The organism is Cupriavidus taiwanensis (assembly GCF_900249755.1).
GTDB lineage: Bacteria > Pseudomonadota > Gammaproteobacteria > Burkholderiales > Burkholderiaceae > Cupriavidus > Cupriavidus taiwanensis_D.
The window spans coordinates 1,395,827-1,416,387 of sequence record NZ_LT976853.1 but is presented as its reverse complement, the minus strand read 5'-3'; the positions used below and the strand labels follow the sequence as shown (position 1 = coordinate 1,416,387).

General features: G+C 68.5%; 18 protein-coding genes. 7 read left to right on the top strand and 11 right to left on the bottom strand.

Going from position 1 to position 20,561, the window contains the following annotated elements:
- The first annotated feature begins 94 nt into the window (after window positions 1-94).
- Both CBM2594_RS06505 and aroG read left to right on the top strand, forming a co-directional pair.
- Entirely contained in the window at window positions 95-319 is a 225-nt protein-coding gene (locus tag CBM2594_RS06505; protein WP_147310410.1) for a hypothetical protein, read from the top strand.
- Window positions 320-485: 166 nt separating this feature from the next.
- A complete protein-coding gene (gene aroG / locus CBM2594_RS06500) occupies window positions 486-1,565 on the top strand; it encodes a 3-deoxy-7-phosphoheptulonate synthase AroG (protein WP_174078568.1) in 1,080 nt (359 codons plus the stop codon).
- Window positions 1,566-1,619: 54 nt separating this feature from the next.
- Here aroG and CBM2594_RS06495 read toward each other — a convergent pair whose 3' ends face one another.
- From CBM2594_RS06495 to nosZ, 6 genes are read right to left on the bottom strand one after another with little or no spacing between them, the layout of a single operon-like run.
- Window positions 1,620-2,153 (bottom strand): nitrous oxide reductase accessory protein NosL, encoded by a 534-nt coding sequence (locus CBM2594_RS06495; protein WP_116356114.1) that lies wholly within the window; start codon window positions 2,151-2,153, stop codon window positions 1,620-1,622.
- Window positions 2,153-2,989, bottom strand: a complete 837-nt coding sequence (locus CBM2594_RS06490) for an ABC transporter permease (protein WP_116356113.1) — start codon at window positions 2,987-2,989, stop codon at window positions 2,153-2,155. Before CBM2594_RS06490 ends, CBM2594_RS06495 begins: the two co-directional genes overlap by 1 nt.
- 2 nt (window positions 2,990-2,991) lie before the next feature.
- Window positions 2,992-3,930 carry an ABC transporter ATP-binding protein gene (locus tag CBM2594_RS06485; protein ID WP_116356112.1) on the bottom strand — a complete coding sequence of 313 codons (939 nt, stop codon included), beginning with the start codon at window positions 3,928-3,930 and terminating at the stop codon, window positions 2,992-2,994.
- Complete coding sequence (locus CBM2594_RS06480) at window positions 3,905-5,191, bottom strand: nitrous oxide reductase family maturation protein NosD (protein ID WP_116356111.1); 1,287 nt, start codon at window positions 5,189-5,191, stop codon at window positions 3,905-3,907. The genes CBM2594_RS06485 and CBM2594_RS06480 overlap by 26 nt, the downstream gene beginning before the upstream one ends.
- Complete coding sequence (locus CBM2594_RS06475; protein ID WP_116357718.1) at window positions 5,188-7,794, bottom strand: 4Fe-4S binding protein; 2,607 nt, start codon at window positions 7,792-7,794, stop codon at window positions 5,188-5,190. Before CBM2594_RS06475 ends, CBM2594_RS06480 begins: the two co-directional genes overlap by 4 nt.
- A 52-nt stretch (window positions 7,795-7,846) precedes the next feature.
- Window positions 7,847-9,781, bottom strand: a complete 1,935-nt coding sequence (gene nosZ, locus CBM2594_RS06470; protein WP_116356110.1) for a TAT-dependent nitrous-oxide reductase — start codon at window positions 9,779-9,781, stop codon at window positions 7,847-7,849.
- Window positions 9,782-10,141: 360 nt separating this feature from the next.
- Between nosZ and CBM2594_RS06465 the strand changes: the two genes are divergently transcribed.
- Window positions 10,142-11,092, top strand: a complete 951-nt coding sequence (locus CBM2594_RS06465; RefSeq protein ID WP_373457584.1) for an FAD:protein FMN transferase — start codon at window positions 10,142-10,144, stop codon at window positions 11,090-11,092.
- 78 nt (window positions 11,093-11,170) lie between these two features.
- Here CBM2594_RS06465 and CBM2594_RS06460 read toward each other — a convergent pair whose 3' ends face one another.
- Window positions 11,171-11,569 (bottom strand): c-type cytochrome, encoded by a 399-nt coding sequence (locus CBM2594_RS06460; RefSeq protein WP_116356109.1) that lies wholly within the window; start codon window positions 11,567-11,569, stop codon window positions 11,171-11,173.
- Window positions 11,570-11,579: 10 nt separating this feature from the next.
- Window positions 11,580-11,927, bottom strand: coding sequence for a c-type cytochrome (locus CBM2594_RS06455; RefSeq protein ID WP_012352394.1), 348 nt, complete (start codon window positions 11,925-11,927; stop codon window positions 11,580-11,582).
- Between the two features lie 533 nt (window positions 11,928-12,460).
- Between CBM2594_RS06455 and CBM2594_RS06450 the strand changes: the two genes are divergently transcribed.
- From CBM2594_RS06450 to CBM2594_RS06440, 3 genes are read left to right on the top strand one after another with little or no spacing between them, the layout of a single operon-like run.
- The gene (locus tag CBM2594_RS06450) at window positions 12,461-13,348 is read left to right on the top strand and encodes an AAA family ATPase (protein WP_116356108.1); all 888 of its coding nucleotides are present in this window, start codon (window positions 12,461-12,463) and stop codon (window positions 13,346-13,348) included.
- 13 nt (window positions 13,349-13,361) lie between these two features.
- Entirely contained in the window at window positions 13,362-13,955 is a 594-nt protein-coding gene (locus CBM2594_RS06445) for a GNAT family N-acetyltransferase (protein WP_116356107.1), read from the top strand.
- A 28-nt stretch (window positions 13,956-13,983) separates the two neighbouring features.
- On the top strand, window positions 13,984-15,159 hold the full coding sequence (locus CBM2594_RS06440; RefSeq protein WP_116356106.1) for a vWA domain-containing protein: 1,176 nt from the start codon (window positions 13,984-13,986) through the stop codon (window positions 15,157-15,159).
- A gap of 204 nt (window positions 15,160-15,363) precedes the next feature.
- Here the strand turns inward: CBM2594_RS06440 and CBM2594_RS06435 are convergent, their stop codons facing one another.
- From CBM2594_RS06435 to mdlC, 3 genes are read right to left on the bottom strand one after another with little or no spacing between them, the layout of a single operon-like run.
- Window positions 15,364-16,353 carry a Bug family tripartite tricarboxylate transporter substrate binding protein gene (locus CBM2594_RS06435; protein ID WP_116356104.1) on the bottom strand — a complete coding sequence of 330 codons (990 nt, stop codon included), beginning with the start codon at window positions 16,351-16,353 and terminating at the stop codon, window positions 15,364-15,366.
- Between the two features lie 59 nt (window positions 16,354-16,412).
- On the bottom strand, window positions 16,413-17,864 hold the full coding sequence (locus tag CBM2594_RS06430) for an aldehyde dehydrogenase (RefSeq protein WP_116356103.1): 1,452 nt from the start codon (window positions 17,862-17,864) through the stop codon (window positions 16,413-16,415).
- Window positions 17,865-17,913: 49 nt separating this feature from the next.
- Entirely contained in the window at window positions 17,914-19,536 is a 1,623-nt protein-coding gene (gene mdlC, locus CBM2594_RS06425; RefSeq protein WP_116356102.1) for a benzoylformate decarboxylase, read from the bottom strand.
- 109 nt (window positions 19,537-19,645) lie between these two features.
- Between mdlC and CBM2594_RS06420 the strand changes: the two genes are divergently transcribed.
- Window positions 19,646-20,554, top strand: coding sequence for a LysR family transcriptional regulator (locus CBM2594_RS06420; protein ID WP_290367788.1), 909 nt, complete (start codon window positions 19,646-19,648; stop codon window positions 20,552-20,554).
- Window positions 20,555-20,561: the final 7 nt, after the last annotated feature.

The window sequence follows — 20,561 nt, the reverse complement described above, 5'->3', positions numbered from 1 at the left end:
CCGCTTCCAATATAGGCGCCGCATAAGCAGCGCAAAGCTGGAAGCGACAGCGGCACCCGGCTTCCCGGGCGGCGCGGGAAAGCGAGGAGAGCCAATGTTCCAGGGCACGGCATGGCGACGACGACACTTGCCAACCCTGATAAAAGGCGCTATAAAGATGCTTCGTCGCGCGGCAAGCAGCCGATGCGCAACGAAAATTAACCAAGCGGCGCGCAATTTCCTGCCTTTCTGCCACGCAGTGCAGCATAAATCCGGCGCCCGCGAAGAAAATCGTTTCAAGCTGACCCAAGCCAACGCCCTTTCCCGCCATGTCCGCTAAGTTTTACTTTTACTTTTTTAGCGATCTCACACCGCTGGCGGATAGGGAGGGACGGCTGTAAGCAGCGCCCCGAATACAAAAAAGACCGCCAGCGACCCTGGCGGTTTTTTTATACCTGTTTGTTTTCCCCACACACTCACGACCTCACAAGAACCCTGGAGCCATCATGCTGAAGAACACCGACGACCTGCGCATTCGCGAACTCAAGGAGCTGCTGCCGCCCGCGCACCTGATCCGCGAGTTCGGCTGCTCCGAACAGGCATCGGACGTGATCTACGGCGCGCGCCAGGCCATGCACCGCATCCTGCACGGCATGGATGACCGCCTGATCGTCATCATCGGCCCGTGCTCGATCCACGATACCCGCGCCGCGCTCGAATACGCCAAGCTGCTCAAGGTGCAGCGCGAGCGCTTCGCCGGCGAGCTGGAGGTGGTGATGCGGGTGTACTTCGAAAAACCGCGCACCACCGTGGGCTGGAAGGGGCTGATCAACGACCCGCACATGGACGGCAGCTTCAAGATCAACGACGGCCTGCGCACCGCGCGCGAGCTGCTGCTGACCATCAGCGAAATGGGCGTGCCGACCGGCACCGAGTACCTCGACATGATCAGCCCGCAGTACATCGCCGACCTGGTCAGCTGGGGCGCGATCGGCGCGCGCACGACCGAGTCGCAGGTGCACCGCGAGCTGGCGTCGGGACTGTCGTGCCCGGTGGGCTTCAAGAACGGCACCGACGGCAACGTCAAGATCGCGGTCGACGCGATCAAGGCCGCGTCGCAGCCGCACCATTTCCTGTCGGTGACCAAGGGCGGGCATTCGGCGATCGTGTCGACCTCGGGCAACGAGGACTGCCACGTGATCCTGCGCGGCGGCAAGGCGCCCAACTACGACGCCGCCAGCGTGCAGGAAGCGTGCGATGCCATCGCCAAGTCCGGGCTGGCGTCGCGCCTGATGATCGACGCCTCGCACGCCAACAGCAGCAAGAAGCATGAGAACCAGATCCCGGTGTGCGCCGAGATCGGCCGCCAGATCGCCGGCGGCGACCAGCGCATCATCGGCGTGATGGTCGAATCGCACCTGGTGGCGGGCCGCCAGGACCACGTGCAGGGCCAGCCGGTCGAGGAACTGACCTACGGCCAGTCCGTGACCGATGCCTGCATCGGCTGGGACGATTCGGTCAAGGTGCTCGAAGGCCTGGCCGAGTCGGTGCGCCAGCGCCGGCTGGTGTCGGGCAGCGGCAACTGAGGCGCACACCGAAGCAATGACGGCGGGCGCTGAGCCCGCCGGCATGGCAGCCGCCTACATCCGGCTGTCATGCATCGCGCCGCCGCTGAGGTCGGCCAGTTCCGGCGTGACTTCCGCGTAGCGCAGCACTTTCCCGCCATGGCGGGCGGCAAAGGCGGCCGCGTCGCTTTCCGTCCGGAAGCTCGCCAGCGTCGGCCCCATCGAGCCGTGCCGTCGGCTGCCAGCCACGTAGATGCCGGTGGTGGCATCGAACCAGTGGCCGCGCGGCTGCTCCCAGTCGGCGCGCGCCATGTCCTGCACGAAGGCCGCGCGCACCGGCCGCTGCTGCTCCGGGCTTAGCAGCGCGTCGAACATCTCCACCGTATCGCAAAACCAGTGCGGGCGCGCCTCGCCGGCATAGAACACCTGTGCCTTGGGCCCGGCGTAGTCGGCCAGCAGCATGCCGTCGAGCGAGCAGGCGGTGGCAACGTCGAATTCTTGCGGCTGTGCCGCGGCTTCCGGCTTGCGGCCGCAACCGGCGATCAGCACGGCGCTGCCGGCAAGCGTCAGCAACAGCCGGCGGCGATGGCATGAGAAATGAGCACACATCAGCGGAAACTCCTGGCGGCAAGGCCCAGCGGCGCGGCGATCCACGCCAGCAGCGCGGCGCCGCTCAGCCAGGGGCTGGCCAGCGCGGGCGGCACGATGCTGGCAACGCCTGCGGCGCTGCGCAGCTGGTCCAGTGAAAAGGCATTGACGATGCGGAACAGGTCGGCGGGGTTGAGCAACAGCAGCCACGCGATCCAGTCGGTGGCGGCGTGCTGGTCGCCGCTGCCGCTGCCGGCGACCAGCATGCCGAGCAGCACCAGGTCGAACACCAGCACGAAGAAGAACCACAGCCCGATCGCCAGCCCAGATGCCTGCGCGCGGTCGCGGCTCAGCACCGACAGCCACAGCGCCAGGCTCAGGAACGCCAGCCCGAGCAGCACCGCGCTCGCGACGAAACCCAGGTAGTGATACAGCCCCGCCCAGCCGAACTGCCGCGTCAGCAGCAGCGCCATCAGCGCAAAGCCGCCGGCGGTGGCCAGCACCAGCGCGGCGGCCAGGCCGAGATACTTGCCCAGCAGCAGCTCGCCACGCGTCAGCGGCAGGGACAGCAGCAGGTCCAGCGAGCCGCGCTCGCGCTCGCCCACCACGGCGTCGAAGCCGAGCAGCAGCGCGATCATCGGCACCAGGTAGATCACCAGGCTGGCCAGGCTGGTGATGACGAACTCCAGCGAGCGCGGCCCCAGCACGCCCTGCTCCGCGCCGCCGAAGTAGCCGATCGCCAGCGACAGCGCGGTGAACACCACCGCCACCGCCAGCACCCAGCGGTTGCGCAGCCGGTCGCGAAACTCCTTGCCGGCCAGCGCGGCCACCTGCCTGGCGTCGAACCACGCGCCCATGTTTATTCCCCCATCCCGAGAAACAGGTCCTCGAGCGACGGCTCGCGGATCTGCAGGTCCAGCAGCCGGCCTGCCAGCGGCTGCACGGCGGCCAGCACGGCCATCTTGGCGGCGGGCGCACAGCGCACGGTCAGGTCGCCCGGCGCACTGTCGACCTCCAGCGCAGGCAACGCGCGCAACCTGCGCAACGCCTCGTCACGCGCACCCGCCTCGACCCGCAGCAACAGCGTCAGCGGCAGCCCAGCCCGCGCGCGCAGCGCCTCCAGGCTGCCGGCGGCCTGCAACCGGCCCGCGGACAGGATGGCAAAGCGGTCGATGCGCTGCTGCAGCTCGGCCAGGATGTGCGAGGTGATGACGATGGTCACCCCACGCGCGCGCAGCGCATTGAGCATGGCGTAGAAGTCGCGGATCGCGGCGGGGTCCAGGCCGTTGGTCGGCTCGTCCAGGAACAGCACGCGCGGCGCGCCCAGCAGCGCCTGCGCAAACCCCAGCCGTTGCCGCATGCCCTTCGAGTACTCGCGCACCGGCCGCGCGGCGGCATCTGACAGCCCCACCTGTGCCAGCATCGGCAGGCACGCCTGCGCCGGCACGCCCTTGAGCCGTGCAAAGAAGCGCAGGGTTTCGAGTCCGCTCAGGTTGTCGTACAGCACCAGGTGCTCGGGCAGGTAGCCGATGCTTCGGCGCGCGGCGCGGAACGCACGCGTGCCCACCGCGGCACCGGCAACGGCCAGCGTGCCGCGCGTGGGCGGCAGCAGGCCCAGCATCATCCGGAACAGCGTGCTCTTGCCCGCGCCGTTATGGCCGATCAGCCCGAGCAGCTCGCCCTGCCCGACTCTCAGGCTGACATCGTCGACCGCGCGCAGCGCGCCGAAGTGCTTGCTGACGTGGGACAGCACGATGGTGCCCATGGCCGGATCAGTGGCTGGCGTCGGCCGTTTCATGCCATTGCCTCCAGTTGGCGCGCGCCGGGCGCATGCGCGGATACGGGTCGACCACGCCCGGCGCCCGGATCACCGGAAACTGCCTCCCGGCCAGCCGCAGCGCCTGCAGCGCCGGGCTGCCCAGCAGCAGCGCCACGCCCGGATAGCGCCAGCTGAGCCGGTCGACCAGGTCGTTGGCCCGGTACGGGAGATCGCCCACGCCGTCGCCATCGCGGTCCCAGCCCAGGTAGTTGCTCCAGTAGTTGCCCTGCCGGCGCTCGGACGGACCGCGCGCGCCCCAGGTCTCGTCGCGCGCGCCGACATAGCGCACCGGCTCGCGGTTGCCGATGAAGTCGTTGCCCTGCACCACGTTGCGGGTCGAGCCCGCCGACAGGTGCACGCCGACGTCGTTGCCGAGCACCAGGTTGCCGCGCAGCTGCGCATACTCGACGTCGTAGATAAAAAAGCCGCGCGCGTTATCGGCGACCACGTTCCCTTCGATCACCGAGTCCTGCAGCGTGCGCAGCATGATGCCGTGGTCGGCATTGGCCCAGGTGCGGTTGTTGCGCACGACCTGGTCGCGCACTTCCATCAGCGCCAGCCCGCCGCGGTTGCGGTAGCTGTCGTTGCCTTCCCACAGGTTGTGGTACGAGTTCATGTAATGGGTGCCATAGCGGCTGTGGTGCAGCCGGTTGCCGCGAAAGACGGCATGGTGCGAGACGTCGACGTAGAGCGCGTCGCGCACGAAGCTGATGTGGTTGTCGACGATGCGCGCGCCGCGCGTGTTGTAGAGCTGCACGCCGTTGCCGCGCTGCGCCGAGTTGTAGTCGCGCTTGCCGGTGATGGTGTTGGCCTCGACGCGCACGTCGTCGGCCTTTTCGATCCACAGGCCGAACAGGTTGTAGGTCAGCTCGCAGCGGCGCACCACGGCGCGGTGCGCGCCGGGCTGGATGTAGATGCCGGCGTTCTGGTCCTTCAGGCTGTCGCCGGAGTCGCGCACGATCAGCCCCTCGACCACCACGTCGGGCGCGGCGATGCGCAGCGTATCGCCGCGCAGCGCACCGGACAGCGTCGGCCGCGCGATGCCGCGCAGCACCAGCGGCTTGCCGACGGTAAAGTTGCCGGTATAGTGGCCGCGCGCGACCTCGATGGTGTCGCCCGCGCCTGCGGCATCGATCGCCGCCTGCAGCGACTGGCCGGGCTGCACGCGCCAGATGGCGGCGTGCGCAACTGCCGTTCCGCAGGCCAGCCATAGCAGCGCGATAGCGGGCACCAGCTTCATGCGACCAGCATCCCCATCGCCTTCAGCGCCAGGAACAGCGCGGCACCGACCAGCAGGTTCTTGAAGCCGACATAGCTGAGCATGTCCATCACGGTGGCGTGCCGGAAGCGCCCGCGCCACCATGGGCCGTCCTTGACGTAGCGCTTTGCCGACAGCCGGATCAGCACCTCGTAGAGGCTCCAGCCCAGCCACCAGCCGATCACCGCGCCGGCGCGCAGCTGCCCGCCGGCCGCCAGCGCCCATGCCACGGTTGCCGCCAGCGCCAGCGCTGCCCCTGCCAGCTGCAACGCGGCGGCGGAGCGCCAGCCCTGCCCGCTCCATGGCCACAGGTGGTCCCACAGCTCGGCGAAGCAGCGCGCCGCGCCGGTCATGGCGGCGTAAGGCGGTGCCACGGCATCGGTCGGCATGCGCGGATCAGGTCCCGATGGCGGCACGGCTTCGGTCTGCACCGGCACCAGCGGAATGAAGTACCCGTTGCGCGCCACCGGCGTCATTGGCAGCCCGTCGCGCTCGCGCCGCTTGCGCTCGCGCGCCAGCGGCGGGCACCCGTGCATATCGGTATAGAGCACCATGCAGTCGAGGCAATGCAGGCATTCGCGCTGGTCGATGCGGCCGTCGGCATCGATCGCCTGCGCGCCGCAGCCCGCCGCGCAAGCCTTGCAACGGTTGCAGTCGGGCTTGCGCCGCAGCCCGAACCAGCGGAACGTGCTTGGCATCGCCAGCGCCGCACCGAGCGGGCACAGGTACTTGCAGTAAGGCCGTTCGATGAACAGCGACAGCGCCAGCAGCGCGCACGCGAACAGCCCGTAAGGCCACGCGCGGTTGCCGATGCCGACCAGGAAGGTGGTCTTGAACGGCTCGATCTCGGCCAGCCGCTCGGCCAGCCCCATCGAGAACACCGACACCGCCAGCAGCGCGAAGAACACGCCATACTTGACCCACTTGAGCCGGTCATGCCAGCGCCGCGGCAACTGCCGCTGCCATCGCTTCAGCCCCGCCACGCGGCCCAGCTTGTAGAGCGCCTCGGACAGCGAGCCGAACGGGCACAGCCAGCCGCAGAACAGCCCGCGCCCGAACAGCAGCACCGTGGCGATGATGAAGATCCAGAAGCAGAAGATGAAGGGATCGCTCAGGAACAGCGCCCAGTCCCAGCGCAGCAGCAGCGCATGGAACCAGGTCAGCACCTGCGTCACCGAAGGCTGCGCCATCGCGCCAAAGCCGACGAACACGATGCTGATGGCCCAGGCCGTGTACTTGAACGCATTCACCGGCCACTTGCGCCGGTGGGTGGCACGCCGCGTCAGGCGGTCGCGCAGCGCGTAGACCAGCGTGACGGCGCCCAGCAGCGCGGCGAACAGCGCGATGGCGCCGGCCTGGCGGCGCCAGACCTTGCGCCACGGCGCCTCGGGCACGTCGATATGGGGGCGGCCACCTTGCAGCAGCGCCGCCGGCAGCCAGTACGGCGCGTCGAAGCTGGCAAAGCTGCGCGTGCCGGTGGCGCGGTCGACCCGGTTGCCGAGGAACGACAGCTTCCACGGATACGCCGCGGAAAACGCGGGCGAGCGGATCACGAAGATCGCCGACTCGGTCGGCGCGGGCGCGCCCGGCGCGGCCACGCCATAGAGGTTCAGGTAGTCCAGGTCGCGGAAGGTGAACGCGTCCGTGTCCTGGCGCACCTGCACCCGGTCATAGATGCCGCCCCGCACGAAGCCCGAGCCCTTGAACGATTCCGTGCCCGCGGTGCGGATCACGAAGATGGCGTGCTCGCCCGGCCGCAGCTGCGCGCGCAGCCCCTGCCAGCCGGCATCGCCCAGCACGCTGCGCCCGATATCGGCATGGTTGAGGTCGCCGAACCACAACTCGATGAACGGCACGCCGCCGCCCGCCAGCCCCACCTGCGCCGGCTGCACCAGCAGGCGCTGCACCGCGCCCAGCGCCACCAGCTGCGCCCAGCTGTAGTGCGTGCCGTGTTCGGCGAACCGCGCCGGCGCGCGCTGCGCCGGCGCCAGCAGGCCGACCTGCCGCGCCACCGCCGCGCCTGACGTAGTCAGCACCTGGTTCTGCGCGATCACCGTCACCGTCGCCCCGGAAATGGCATCGATCCCGACCACGCCTTCGTCGGGTCGCGACTGCCCCACTTCGATCTTGTCGGCAACGGACTTGCCGACGTACTGCCGGTTGAAATCGAGCAGCGCCGATTCCGGGATGCCGAGCAGCAGGATCGGCTCCGAATGCTTCAGCACCTTGACGCCGGCATAGCGCCCCTGCGTGTCCATGCCGATCAGCGTCACCACCGGCTTGCCGGAATACGCCGGCGTATCGGTGATGTCGGTGGACAGCATGACGTAGCCAAGCAGCTCGCGCTTGCCGTCAGGACCGGTGCGATAGCCCTCGACATAGGGCGGCTGGCCCATGCGCGCCGAGAACTGCGTGGCGCCGGGCAGCACCTGCGCGCACGGCACCAGCGCGCACAGGTCGGACGCGGTGGCCAGTTGCGGCGGCAGCTCGGCCTCGTAGGCGCCCGCATGCGCGCACGAAACCAGGCCGAGCGCCAGCAGCCACGCGGCCAGCACGGCCACGAGTCGTTTGAAGATTGCGTGCATCATGGAAAGGCGGCAGGCGGAGCGCCGCGCGCAACGCTCCGCGCCAGCCGTCTCAGGCCTCGACGATCATGCGGCTGCGCATCTCGAGATGCAGCGCATGGCAGAAGTGGGTGCAATAGCACCAGAACACGCCGGGCTTGTCGGCGACGAAGGTCACCGACGCCGTCTCCTGCGGATTGACGATGAAGTTGATGTTGTACTTGGGGATGGCGAAGCCGTGCGTCAGGTCCTCGATCTTGTCCAGGTTGGTCAGGATCAGCGTGACCTCGTCGCCCCGCTTCAGCCTGATCTCGCGCAGGCTGAACACCGGCGCCTGCGAGGTGAGCTTCACCGTCACCTTGCGCCCGTTGCGGAACACGCCGGACTGCTGCGAGTCCTTGATCGCCAGCGGGAAATCGTCGAGCGCGTAGACCTGCTTCGGCCGCAGCAGCTCGCGCCGGAAGATGATGAAGTCGTGCGGTTCGCTGTGCACCGGGTGGTCCGCCAGCAGCACCATCTTGTCGCCGGAGATATCGATCAGCTGCTCGTTCTCGGCGTGCAGCGGGCCCACCGGCAGGAAGCGGTCTTTCGAGAACTTGCAGCCCACCGCCAGGAACTTGCCGTCCGCAGCCACGGTCTCGGATTGCGAGGCATTGAGGTGGCCGGGCTGGTACTGCACGTCGAGCCGGTCGACCACGTACTTGGCGCTCTTGTCGCCACGGTGGAAGCGGATCGCCGCGTCGATGTTCCACTTGACCACCTGGCTGTCGAGAAACAGCGTGGTGTAGGCGTTGCCGCGGCCGTCGAAGGCGGTATGCAGCGGCCCCAGCCCCAGCTCGACCTCGGCGACGATGGCGTCGTCGAGCCGCGCCAGCTTGCCGTCGAACCAGTCGAGCACCCTGGCCAGGTCGATCACCGTGGCCGTGGGCGACAGCTTGCCGGCGCAGATGAAGTACTTCTGGTCCGGGCTGGCATTGACGCCGTGCGGGTTCTTGGGCACCGACACATACGCGGTCAGCGCGGTCTTCGGGTCCTGGTTGGCGGCATGCGTGCCGTCGACCACCGGCACCTTCGAGTCGCCGATGGTCCTGAACTTGCCGGCCTTGACCGCGGCCTCGATGCGGGCGATGTTGAAGAACAGGCAGGCATCGCGCTCGGCCGACATCATGTCCTCGAAGCGCACGCCCATTTCCACGTTGTACTGGTTGGTCGCGGCCAGCTTGCCGTCGTACGAGCTCGCCACCAGGTCGCAGTTGCCGTCGATCAGCACCTGCCAGCGCACCGCCATCGATTCGGCGTCGACGCAGGTGAACAGCGAGCGGTACTTGCTGCCGTCCTCGGTCGGCGTATTGGGCAGCGGCACGCCGAACTCGGCGCCGCAGAACACGCGCGTGGTGTAGTTGATGCTGGCGTCGACGGGATCGCGCTTGTCGGGGAAGATGCCGTGGAAGCCCTGCACATTGGGCAGCTCGGTGATCTTGTCGCAGATGAAGTAGTCGAGCCGGATGCGCGCCAGCCGGGCGTTGATCTTGTCGTTGATCCAGGCATAGCGGCCGTCGTAGTTGCCGTCCTTGTACGAGGCATGCACGTGGTGGGTATCGCCTACGGTGTATTGCAGGCTGCCGTCGGCGCGCGTGCCCATCACGCGCTTCGATTCATTGGTGATGCCCCACCCGGTCAGCGCATCCGGCACGAAGCACGGGATCCTGTGCAGTTCGCGCCCGGAGGGCAGGCCCAGCACGCGCACGTCGCCGGCATGGCCGCCGCTCCACAGGCCGTAGTAGGTATCCAGTTCGCCCGGCTTCAGGTGTATTGCGGGGCCGGCGTTGTCCGCATGCGCGGCATGGGCGCCGCTGGCCGGCGTGGCCGCAACCGGCGCGCCGCCTTTGTCGGTGCAGGCCGCCACGCCGGCAAGGCCGGCGAGCGCCGCGGTGTTGATGAAGCGCCGCCGCGCGGGCGCGGCCGGTGCGTCGTGGGGTGGCAGTGGGTGCTGCGTGGGCCTGGTCATCTTCGTTCCTCGAACCGTCATGGCAAAGGCGGAGTCCGCTCCGCCGGCTTGCTGCGTGTTGGTGTTGTGGTGGCTTGCTGCTGCCGGCTACAGATGGTCGAAGCAGTTGACGCAATCGAGGTTGATGATCGTCATGGTTCTCTTGAATATTCATTAACGATGCATGTTTTTCGCCGGCGGCGCGGACAGAATGGCGGCACGGCAAGGCTTACCGCCGCTTTCGCGATCGACACCACCCTCGTCATGCGCTTCAAGACCCTACTGCCCACACAGTCTTCCCTTCCCCGCCTGCGGCACATCGACCGCCGGCGCCGCGCCATCGTGCGCGGCGCCGCGAGCGTGCCGCTGCTCGCCATCGGAATGTTCGTGCGGCCCGCGCTGGCCGACGCCGCCGTCACGCACGCATCGCGCCGCTTGCTGGGCACGCGCGTGGACATCGTCGTGCAGGACAACGGCCGCGGCGCGGTGCAGGCCGCCATCGCCGCAGCCTTTGCCGAGATGGCGCGGCTGGAGCAGTTGATGAGCCGCTACCGGCCCGACAGCCAGGTCAGCGCCTTGCAGCGCGCGGCGGGCCGACAACCGGTGCGCGTCGCGCCCGAACTGATGGCGGTGCTGCAGGCCGCCGCGGCGGTTTCCACACGGTGCGGCGGCGCGTTCGATATCACGGTGGGCGCGTTCGCCGGCTGGCGCTTCGGCGCGGATGGCAACCGGGTTCCCGACGCCGCCGAACTGGCGCGCGAGCGCCCGCTGGTGGACTACCGGCACGTGCGGCTCGACGCCCGCCGTAGCGAGGCCATGCTGGCCCGCCCGGGCATGCGCCTGGACCTCGGCGGCATTGCCAAGCTGCCGATCCTTGACGCGGGCATGCGGGTGCTGCGGCACCACGGCCTGCGCAATGCGATGATCAACGGCGGCGGCGATGTGCTGGCCATGGGCCAGCTGCAAGGGCGCGACTGGCGCATCGGCGTGCGCGACCCGCTCGCGCCGGCCCGGCTGCTGGGCGTGCTGCAGGTGAGCGACGCCGTGGTGGCGTCGTCGGGCGACTACGAGCGCTGCTTTGTCGCCGGCGGCCGGCGCTATCACCATGTGCTCGATCCCGCCACCGGGCTGCCGTCGGCCGGCCCGCACGGCGTCACGCTGGTGGCACCGACCGTGGCGGCGGTCAACGGGCTGGGCGCCGCGCTGATGGTGGCCGGCCAGCCGGCCTGGGCGCGGCTGACCGGCGGCAACGCCGGCGTCGACGGGCTGATCGTGGGCGATGGCGGCCGATGGATGTCCGCAGGCATGGCGCAAAGGCTGCGGCTGGCCTGAACACCTGGCCGCGGGCGAAAAAAAACCGCTTCCAGCGAAGCGGTTTTCTTGCGCGCAGGCGGCCGGCGCCGCCGGCCCTTACTTCTTCAGCACCAGGTCGCCCGGCAGCGACTCGATGTAGGCGGCCATGTCCTTCAGCTCCTTGCGCGTGAACGGACGCGGCTTGCCTTCCTTGTCGGTGACCGCCGGGTTGGCGTTGACCTGACCGGCCATGATCGCGTTGGAGCGGCCCACCAGCGCATTGCCCGACACCTGGTAGGACATCAGCGCGTGGTACAGGTAGTCGGCATGCTGGCCGGCCAGCTTGGGATAGTCCGGCGAGATCGGCTTGTTCATGCCGGCGCCGTGGCAGGCCACGCAGTTGCCCTTTTCGACCAGCGTCTTGCCGTTGGCAAGGTCGGCGGCAAAGGCCGGCATGGCGGCAGCACCCAGCACGAGTGCGCCGAGCGCGAACGAAAGCGTCTTGAGCGTCTTCATGTGGGGTCTCTTACTTGAGGGAATTGTTCTGCGTGCCGGCGTTCTGCTGCGAGTAGTACGCCGCCACGTTGGCGATGTCCTGCTCGGTCAGCGTCGCGGCGATGCTGCGCATGGTGGGGTGCTTGCGCTCGCCCTTCTGGTAGGCCTTCAGCGCGTTCTCGATGTACTTGGCGCTCTGGCCGCCCAGCAGCGGCACTTCATAGATCTCGGGGAAGGACGCACGGTAGCCCGGAATGCCGTGGCATCCGATGCACATTGCAACCTTGTCCTTGGCAGCGTCTCCATTGCCCTTGACTTCCTGTGCCTGCACGGCCGTTGCAGCCGCGCCCAGCACCACCATCGTGAGGAGCTTTTTCATTGTCTTTGCGGATTGGAAGTTAAACCGTGTGACCTGCCCTGCCGGGCGGAGACGGTTTCAGAATGCTTCTGCGGGGCAACCAGGGCAGCCAGCCGGCCGAGGTGCAACCCGCCAGAGATGTCGCATCCGGTCGGTTTGCCGGGGTGTGGAACACCATTCTGGAACCACCTCGCGCAATCGCCGCGACCCGGAAGGGCCGCTGGGACTTCTGAACGCGGACTGCCGGATACTGGAGAACTGGACGTGGGGGCGCGTCAAACCGCCGCATTGTACCGCAGCCGGCACCTGCCAGTCCAGCAAACGGCCCGGGCCGCCGGCGGCCTGTCAGCGCGCGCCAACACGAACCGCAAAGGTCTTTTATACTGGCCCATTCCGGGAATCCGCACGACCGTTCGCGAATGCTGCCTCCGGCAGCGCGCGCACCCTGCCCCGAACCCTGTTTCCATAACGAAAGCGCGCAGGACAGCGCGAAGAGACCGCGCCAAGCACGCCAACCCGGCCCTCGATCCGAGGCCGTCACCTCAGGTTGCCTCATGTCAAACACCGCCAACGCTTCCGCCCAAGCCTCCACCCAGCCGGTCCGCTTCGAAGGCAGCGACCAGTACGTTGCCACCGACGACCTCAAGCTCGCCGTCAATGCCGCGCGCACGCTGCAGCGCCCGCTGCTGATCAAGGGCGAGCCCGGTACCGGCAAGACCATGCTGGCCGAGGAAGTCGCCGCCGCGCTGGGCATGCCGCTGCTGCAGTGGCATATCAAGTCGACCACCAAGGCGCAGCAGGGCCTGTACGAGTACGACGCGGTTTCGCGCCTGCGCGACTCGCAGCTGGGCGACGACCGCGTGCACGACATCCGCAACTACATCGTCAAGGGCGTGCTGTGGCAGGCCTTCGAGGCCGACGAGCAGGTGGTGCTGCTGATCGACGAGATCGACAAGGCCGATATCGAATTCCCCAACGACCTGCTGCGCGAACTCGACCGCATGGAGTTCTATGTCTACGAGACCCGCGAACTGGTCAAGGCGAAGCATCGCCCGCTGGTGATCATCACCTCGAACAATGAAAAGGAGCTGCCCGACGCCTTCCTGCGCCGCTGCTTCTTCCACTACATCAAGTTCCCCGATGCCGAGACGATGCAGCAGATCGTCGACGTGCACTACCCCGGCATCAAGCGCGAGCTGGTCGCCGCCGCGCTGGAATCGTTCTACGAGATGCGCAACCTGCCGGGCCTGAAGAAGAAGCCGTCCACGTCCGAGCTGATCGACTGGCTCAAGCTGCTGATGGCCGAGGACATCCCGCCCGAGGCCCTCAAGAGCCCGGACAAGAAGGCCGCGATCCCGCCGCTGCATGGCGCGCTGCTGAAGAACGAGCAGGACGTGCACCTGTTCGAGCGCCTGGTGTTCATGAACCGCGCCAACCGCTGAGGCACCGCCCGTCATGACTGCGTTCGTCAAACCCGTCACGCTGGTGGGCCGGCACGTCACGCTGGAGCCGCTGCGCGCCGAGCATGCCGAGGGCCTGCGCGCCGCCTGCGCCGACGGCGAGCTGTGGAAGCTCTGGTACACCAGCGTGCCCGCGCCCGAGCGCATGGAAGCCGAGATCGCGCGGCGCCTGGCGCTGCAGGAACAGGGCTCGATGCTGCCGTTCGTGGTGCGCGATGCTGCCGGCGAACTGGCCGGCATGACCACCTACATGAATATCGACGCGAACAACCGGCGCGTGGAGATCGGCTCGACCTGGTATGCGCGCCGGGTCCAGCGCACGCCGCTGAACACGGAATGCAAGCTGATGCTGCTGGGCCATGCCTTCGACCATCTCGACTGCATCGCCGTGGAATTCCGCACGCACTGGATGAACCAGCAGAGCCGCGCCGCGATCGCGCGCCTGGGCGCCAGGCAGGACGGCGTGCTGCGCAACCACATGCGCATGCCGGATGGCTCGTTGCGCGACACCGTGGTGTTTTCGATCATCGCCAGCGAATGGCCGGCGGTGCGGCAACACCTGCAATTCCAGCTCGACCGTCCGCGCTGAAGCGGCCGCCGACTGAAAGCGAGGCACCATGCTGATCGATTTCTTCTTCTCGCTGCGCCACGCCAAGCTGCCGGTCTCGGTCAAGGAATACCTGACCATGCTGGAAGCGCTCAAGGCGCAGGTCATCTCGCCGTCCATCGACGAGTTCTACTACCTGTCGCGGATGACGCTGGTCAAGGACGAGAAGCACTTCGACAAGTTCGACCAGACCTTCGCCGCCTATTTCAAGGGCGTTGAGAGCCTGGTCGACTGGAAGTCCGACATCCCGCTCGACTGGCTGCAGAAGACGCTGGAGCGCGAACTGTCGCCCGAGGAAAAAGCCAAGATCGAGGCCATGGGCGGCCTCGACAAGCTGATGGAGCGCCTCAAGCAATTGCTCGAGGAGCAGAAGGAAAAGCACGAGGGCGGCAACAAGTGGATCGGCACCGGCGGCACCTCGCCGTTCGGCCATGGCGGCTACAACCCCGAGGGCATCCGCATCGGCGGCCCGTCCAAGGGCAACCGCACCGCGATCAAGGTGTGGGAGGCGCGCGCCTACAAGGACTATGACGATCAGGTCGAACTGGGCACGCGCAACATCAAGGTCGCGCTGCGCCGGCTGCGCCGCTTCGCCCGCGAAGGCGCCGACACCGAGCTGGACCTGGACGACACCATCCATTCCACCGCGGCCAACGCCGGCCTGCTCGACATCAAGCTGCGGCCCGAGCGCCACAACAAGGTCAAGGTGCTGATGCTGATGGACGTGGGCGGCTCGATGGACGACCACATCAAGCGCGTGGAAGAGCTGTTCTCGGCCACCAAGACCGAATTCAAGCACCTGGAGTACTACTACTTCCACAACTGCCTGTACGACTACGTGTGGAAGAACAACCGCCGCCGCCACGCCGAGAAGCTGGCGACGTGGGACCTGCTGCACAAGTACACGCCCGACTACAAGATCATCTTCGTCGGCGACGCCACCATGAGCCCGTACGAGATCCTGCAGCCCGGGGGCTCGGTCGAGTACAACAACGCCGAGCCCGGCGCGGTGTGGCTGAACCGGATGACCGAGCAGTTCCCGCACTTCGTCTGGCTCAACCCGGAGCCGGAAGGGCTGTGGCAGTACCGGCAGTCGATCACGGTGATCAACCAGCTGATGAAGGGGCGGATGTATCCGGTGACGCTGGCGGGGCTGGAACAGGCGATGAAGGTGTTGTCGAAGTAAGGACTGCTTGTTTGCTCCCTCTCCCGCTTGCGGGAGAGGGCTGGGGTGAGGGCCGGGCGTATCCATGAAATCCGGCCAGTGGTATGCCAGTGCCTGCCCTCACCCCCTGCCCCTCTCCCGCAAGCGGGAGAGGGGAGCAAACCGGCGCTGGCGACGCCATTCAGCGAATTCGGGCGGCATCAACATGCCGCCCTTTTTCATGCTTCAATCCACCGTAATCCCCGCCTGCCGGATAAACCCACCATAGCGCGCCCGATCCGCGTTCTGCCGCTCGGCAAACGCCTGGATGCTCAGCGGCGCCACGGCGCCGCCCAGCTTGCTGACGTTTTCCTGCAGCTGCGCGCCGGCGAGCGTGCGGTTGATCTCGCGGTTCATGCGCTCGACGATGGCCGGCGGCGTGCCGGCGGGCGCATAGACGCCGAAGGTCGAGTCGCCGTCGACGTCCTGCAGGCCGGCTTCGGCCAGCGTCGGCACGTCCGGGTATTGCGCCGCGCGCTTCGCGCTGGCCACCGCCAGCAGCCTGAGCTTGCCGCTGGCCACGTGCTGCAGGCCGGGGCCGGGATCGAACATGAACTGCACCTGCCCTGCCAGCAGGTCGCTCAGGGCCGGTGCCGCGCCCTTGTACGGCACGTGCATGGCGTCCAGCTTGCCGGCACGCTTGAACATCTCGGCAGCGATATGCGGCGTGCTGCCGTTGCCGGCCGAGCCGTAGCTGAGCTTGCCGGGATGCGCGCGCACATAGCCGATGAACTCGTCCAGCGTCTTCGCCGGCACCGACGGATGCACCAGCAGGTAGACCCGCACCAGCGCCACCGACGCGACCGGGGTCAGGTCCCTGAGCGGGTCGTACGGCATCTTCTTGTACAGGAAGGGATCGATGGCCACCGCGCCGCCCGAGGTCAGCAGGAAGGTATAGCCATCGGCAGGCGCCTTGGCCACGGCATCGCCGCCGACGATGCCGTTGGCGCCGGGGCGGTTGTCGATCACCACCGGACGCTTCAGCGCCTCGGACAGCCCGGGCGAGATGCCGCGCGCCAGCGTATCCGCGGCCCCGCCGGCCGGGAAGTTGACGACCAGCCGGATCGGCTTGGACGGCCACGGCTGCGCGGCAGCCGGCGCGCTCGCGCCAGCCAGCAGGCCCAGTGCGCACAGTGCGGCGCAACGGGCGCGCGCGATACGGTGGGGGAATCGCATGATGGTTGTCTCCTGTCTTGCGTTGTGGCAATGCCTGCCGCAGCGCTGCGCGGCGCCACTCAGAACGGATATTGCCGTGGCGTGGTCTGCACCGTGATCCAGCGCAGTTCGGTGAAGGCATCGATCCCGGCCTTGCCGCCGAAGCGGCCATAGCCACTCGCCTTGACGCCGCCGAACGGCATCTGCGCCTCGTCGTGCACGGTCGGGCCATTGACGTGGCAGATGCCCGATTCGATGCGGCCGGCCACCCGCATCGCGCGCGCCACATCGCCGCCGAACACGGCCGCCGACAAGCCATAGGCGGAATCATTGGCGCAGGCAATGGCCGCCTCCACGCCATCCACGCGCACCACCGCCTTGACCGGCCCGAACGATTCCTCGCGATAGATCTCCATGTCCGGCGTCACGTGATCCAGCACCGTGGCCCGCATCAGCGTGTCGGTTGCCTTGCCGCCGCAGACCAGCCGCGCGCCCTTGGCCAGCGCGTCGTCGATCATCGCGTTGCAGCGCTCGACGGTGCTCATGTCGACCACCGAACCCAGCACCGCCGGGCCGGTGCGCGGATCCGCCAGCGGCAAGGCGCCGGCGCGCGCGGCAAAGCGCGCCACGAAGGCGTCCGCGATGCTGGCATCCACCACGATGCGCTCGGTGGACATGCAGATCTGGCCCGAGTTGGCAAAGGCGCCGAAGATGGCACCGTCCACCGCGGCGTCCAGGTCCGCATCGTCGAGCACCACCAGCGGCGCCTTGCCGCCCAGTTCCAGCACCACTGGCTTGAGGTGGCGCGCGCAGGTCTGCGCAATCAGCCTCCCCACGCGCGTGGAGCCGGTGAAGTTGATGCGGCGCACGGCCGGGTGAGCGATGATGGCCTCGACCACCGCGGCGGCATCGGCGGAGGCGTTGGTGACAAAGTTGACCACGCCCGCCGGGAAGCCCGCTTCCGCCAGCGCATCGACGATCAGGCCATGCGTGGCCGGGCAGATCTCCGAGCCCTTCAGGATGACCGTATTGCCGCAGGCCAGCGCCGTGGCCACGGCGCGCACGCCCAGGATCACCGGTGCGTTCCAAGGCGCGATGCCCAGCACCACGCCCGCGCCCTGCCGCACCGCCATGGCCAGGCTGCCCGGCACGTCGGAGGGAATCACCTCGCCGTTGATCTGCGTGGTCAGCGCGGCCGCTTCCTGCAGCATGCCGACGGCAAGGTGCACATTGAAGCCGGCCCACATTGCCGACGCACCGGTTTCTGCCGCCATCGCGGCGGTGAGCGCCCCGGCCTTGCCTTCTAGTGCCTGCGCCGCACGCATCAGCAAGGCGCGCCGTTCGCCCGGACCGGTGTCGCGCCAGGCCGGGAAGGCGCGCGCGGCAGCGTCGGCCGCGGCCAGCGCATCGGCGGCGGTGGCCGCGGGCGCCCGCGTGGCCACGCTGTGGTCAAGCGGGTTGCGGCGCTCGAAGGTGGCACCGTTGGCGGCGTGCGTGTGCTCGCCGTTGATCAGCATGGTGATGCTTTGCATCCTGGCGTCTCCTGAAAGGGATACTTCGTCGGTCTTGCGGCGGCGCGGCTCAGGCCACCTCGATCTCCACCACGGTCGGCACGCGCATGCGCAGGGCCGCGGCCAGCGTTTCGCGCAATGCAGAGGCGTCGGTCACCCGCGCCGCCTCGCAGCCGTGCCCGAGCGCGATCGACACGAAATCGAGGTCGGGCAAGGCGGTGCCGACCAGCGCATCGGCGCTGCCGAAGCCGAAGGTCGGCGCGAACTCCTGCAGCGCGGCGTAGCGCCGGTTGTTGAGCACGATGAACGTGATCGGCAGGCCCAGTTGCGCGGCGCTCCACAGCGCCTGGATCGAATACATGCTGGAGCCGTCGCCGACCAGGCCGATCACCTTGCGCCCCGGCTTGCCCAGCGCGACGCCGACAGCCGCGGGCAGCCCGTAGCCAAGCCCGCCGCTGCACATCGTATAGAAGGTCTCGCTGCGCAGGATGGGCAGGTAGCGATGCATCACCGGGCGCGCGCTGGGCGCTTCCTCGACCACGATGGAATCGGGGTCGCGCAGCTGCGCCAGCGTCTGCAGGACATAGGCGACGCTGATCGGCGCACCGGGCGCGCCGGGCTCGGCGCGCGGCGCCGGCACGCGCGGGCGCGGGGCTTCGCGCCGCGGCGGCGCCGGGCGCGCCAGCAGGTCGGCCACCCCCTGGCGGATGCTGCCGACCGCGGCCGTGCCCACCGGCGCCCATGCGGCGATATTCGGGTCGTCGATCAGCTGCACCACCTCCGCGCCGGGCGGCGCATGGGGGCCAAACCCCTCGACGTGATAGGTGAAGGCCGCCGCGCCCAGCGCGAACACGAGGTCGTGGCCCGTCAGCAGCGCGACGATCTTCTCGCGCATCGCCGGCAAGAAGCCGGCAAACAGCGGATGGTCTTCCGGAAAGCCGCAGCGCCCCGACATCGGCGCTACCCACACCGCCGCCTGGTGCCGTTCCGCCAGGCGCACCACATCGTCCCAGGCGCCATCGCGGTCCACCGCCGCGCCCACCACGAACGCCGGCCGGCGGCTGGCATCAAGGGCTGCGCCGACCTGCGCCAGCAGCTCGGGCTGCACGCGGCTTTCCGTGCTGACCGTGCGCGGCAGCACCGGCTCGCACGGACGGGCCCAGTCATCGGCGGGAATCGAAATCAGCACCGGCCCGCGCGGCGGCTGCATGGCGATGTAGTAGCCGCGCGCAAGCGCCAGCGGCACGTCTTCGGCGCGCGCCGGCTCGCAACTCCACTTCACATACGGCCTGGGCAGCTCGGTGGCCTGGGCCGAGAACAGGAAGGGCTCGAACGGCAGGATCGAGCGCGCCTGCTGCCCGGCCGTGATCACCATCGGGGTGCGGTTCTTGTGCGCGGTGAAGATGCTGCCCATGGCATGGCCGACTCCGGCCGCCGAGTGCAGGTTGACGAAGGCCGCGTTGCGGGTGGCCTGCGCATAGCCATCGGCCATGCCCACCACCACGGATTCCTGCAGGCCGAGGATGTAGCGGAAGTCGTCGGGGAAATCGAGGAACAGCGGCAGCTCGGTCGAGCCGGGATTGCCGAAGATGGTGGTCATGCCGAACGCGCGCAGCAGGTCCAGCACGGCGCTGCGCACGGTGGTGGAGGAGGCGGGAGTGGCGGAGGCGGCAGGCGAGGCAGAACTGGCCATGGTGGTGGAGGCTCCGGTGCGGAATCGGGGACTAAGCTTGCCGACCAGTATGGACAGCCAGCCCTTGCCCGGAAATTGCCGTTTTGGGGCAAAGTCATTACGATTCGGCATGACCCTCGACCTGCGACAGCTCCTTGCCTTCCTTGCGGTGTGCGAACACGGCAGCCTGGGCCGCGCCGCCGCCCAGCTGAATGTCACCCAGCCGGCCCTGAGCCGCACCATCCAGCGGCTGGAAGCCCAGCTGGGCGCGCCGCTGTTCGAACGCTATGCCACCGGCATGGTGCTGACCGCCTGCGGCGAGGCCCTGCTGCCGCACGCCAACCTGTTGCGCCACGAAGCCGAGCACGCCACCGAGGCCGTGCGCGCGCTGCGCGGGCTGGCCGCCGGCACCATCCGCGTCGGCGCCGTCGCCAGCGTGGCCAGCGTGGTGCTGCCGGAGGCGATCGAGGCGGTGCTGGCCCGCTGGCCCGGGCTGCGCGTGCGCATCGTCGAAGGGGTGGGAGATTTCCTCGCCGATGCGCTGCTGCGCCGCGAGATCGACTTGGCCATCGGCATCGCGCTGCCGGAGAACGAGGAAATCTGCGCCGTGGCGGACGTGGGCTGGAGCGACAGCAGCTTCGTGGTCGCCGCGGCCGGGCATGCGCTGATGGGCCGGACGGCGCTGCGGCTGGCGGATACCGCCGGCTGCCGCTGGGTCATGCCGCCGCGCGGCACGGCGCCATTCGACGAACTGCAGCGGCTGTTCGCGCGGGCCGGGCTGGCGCCGCCGGACATCGTCGCCGAAACCCGCTCGATCATTGCGCTCAAGGCGCTGGTGGCCCGCGCGGGTTTCCTCAGCTGGATGGCGGCGCCGATGTACGAGGCCGAGCAAAAGGCCGGCTTGATCCTGCCGCTGCCCATTGAAGGCGCCCGGATGCCGCGCCGGCTGTCGGTGTACCGGCGCCGCCAGGGCATCCTGCCGGCGCCGGCAGCGAAGCTGCTGGAGCAACTGCGCCAGCTGACATCGGGCAACGGCTGACCATCAA

Coding starts and splice junctions, on each gene's coding strand:
- CBM2594_RS06435 (WP_116356104.1), bottom strand. CDS start 16,353: ATGCGATTCCCCCACCGTATCGCGCGCGCCCGTTGCGCCGCACTGTGC.
- CBM2594_RS06430 (WP_116356103.1), bottom strand. CDS start 17,864: ATGCAAAGCATCACCATGCTGATCAACGGCGAGCACACGCACGCCGCC.
- CBM2594_RS06480 (WP_116356111.1), bottom strand. CDS start 5,191: ATGAAGCTGGTGCCCGCTATCGCGCTGCTATGGCTGGCCTGCGGAACG.
- CBM2594_RS06475 (WP_116357718.1), bottom strand. CDS start 7,794: ATGCACGCAATCTTCAAACGACTCGTGGCCGTGCTGGCCGCGTGGCTG.
- CBM2594_RS06485 (WP_116356112.1), bottom strand. CDS start 3,930: ATGAAACGGCCGACGCCAGCCACTGATCCGGCCATGGGCACCATCGTG.
- aroG (WP_174078568.1), top strand. CDS start 486: ATGCTGAAGAACACCGACGACCTGCGCATTCGCGAACTCAAGGAGCTG.
- CBM2594_RS06450 (WP_116356108.1), top strand. CDS start 12,461: ATGTCAAACACCGCCAACGCTTCCGCCCAAGCCTCCACCCAGCCGGTC.
- CBM2594_RS06445 (WP_116356107.1), top strand. CDS start 13,362: ATGACTGCGTTCGTCAAACCCGTCACGCTGGTGGGCCGGCACGTCACG.
- mdlC (WP_116356102.1), bottom strand. CDS start 19,536: ATGGCCAGTTCTGCCTCGCCTGCCGCCTCCGCCACTCCCGCCTCCTCC.
- CBM2594_RS06440 (WP_116356106.1), top strand. CDS start 13,984: ATGCTGATCGATTTCTTCTTCTCGCTGCGCCACGCCAAGCTGCCGGTC.
- CBM2594_RS06460 (WP_116356109.1), bottom strand. CDS start 11,569: ATGAAGACGCTCAAGACGCTTTCGTTCGCGCTCGGCGCACTCGTGCTG.
- CBM2594_RS06495 (WP_116356114.1), bottom strand. CDS start 2,153: ATGTGTGCTCATTTCTCATGCCATCGCCGCCGGCTGTTGCTGACGCTT.
- CBM2594_RS06505 (WP_147310410.1), top strand. CDS start 95: ATGTTCCAGGGCACGGCATGGCGACGACGACACTTGCCAACCCTGATA.
- nosZ (WP_116356110.1), bottom strand. CDS start 9,781: ATGACCAGGCCCACGCAGCACCCACTGCCACCCCACGACGCACCGGCC.
- CBM2594_RS06455 (WP_012352394.1), bottom strand. CDS start 11,927: ATGAAAAAGCTCCTCACGATGGTGGTGCTGGGCGCGGCTGCAACGGCC.
- CBM2594_RS06420 (WP_290367788.1), top strand. CDS start 19,646: ATGACCCTCGACCTGCGACAGCTCCTTGCCTTCCTTGCGGTGTGCGAA.
- CBM2594_RS06465 (WP_373457584.1), top strand. CDS start 10,142: ATGTTCGTGCGGCCCGCGCTGGCCGACGCCGCCGTCACGCACGCATCG.
- CBM2594_RS06490 (WP_116356113.1), bottom strand. CDS start 2,989: ATGGGCGCGTGGTTCGACGCCAGGCAGGTGGCCGCGCTGGCCGGCAAG.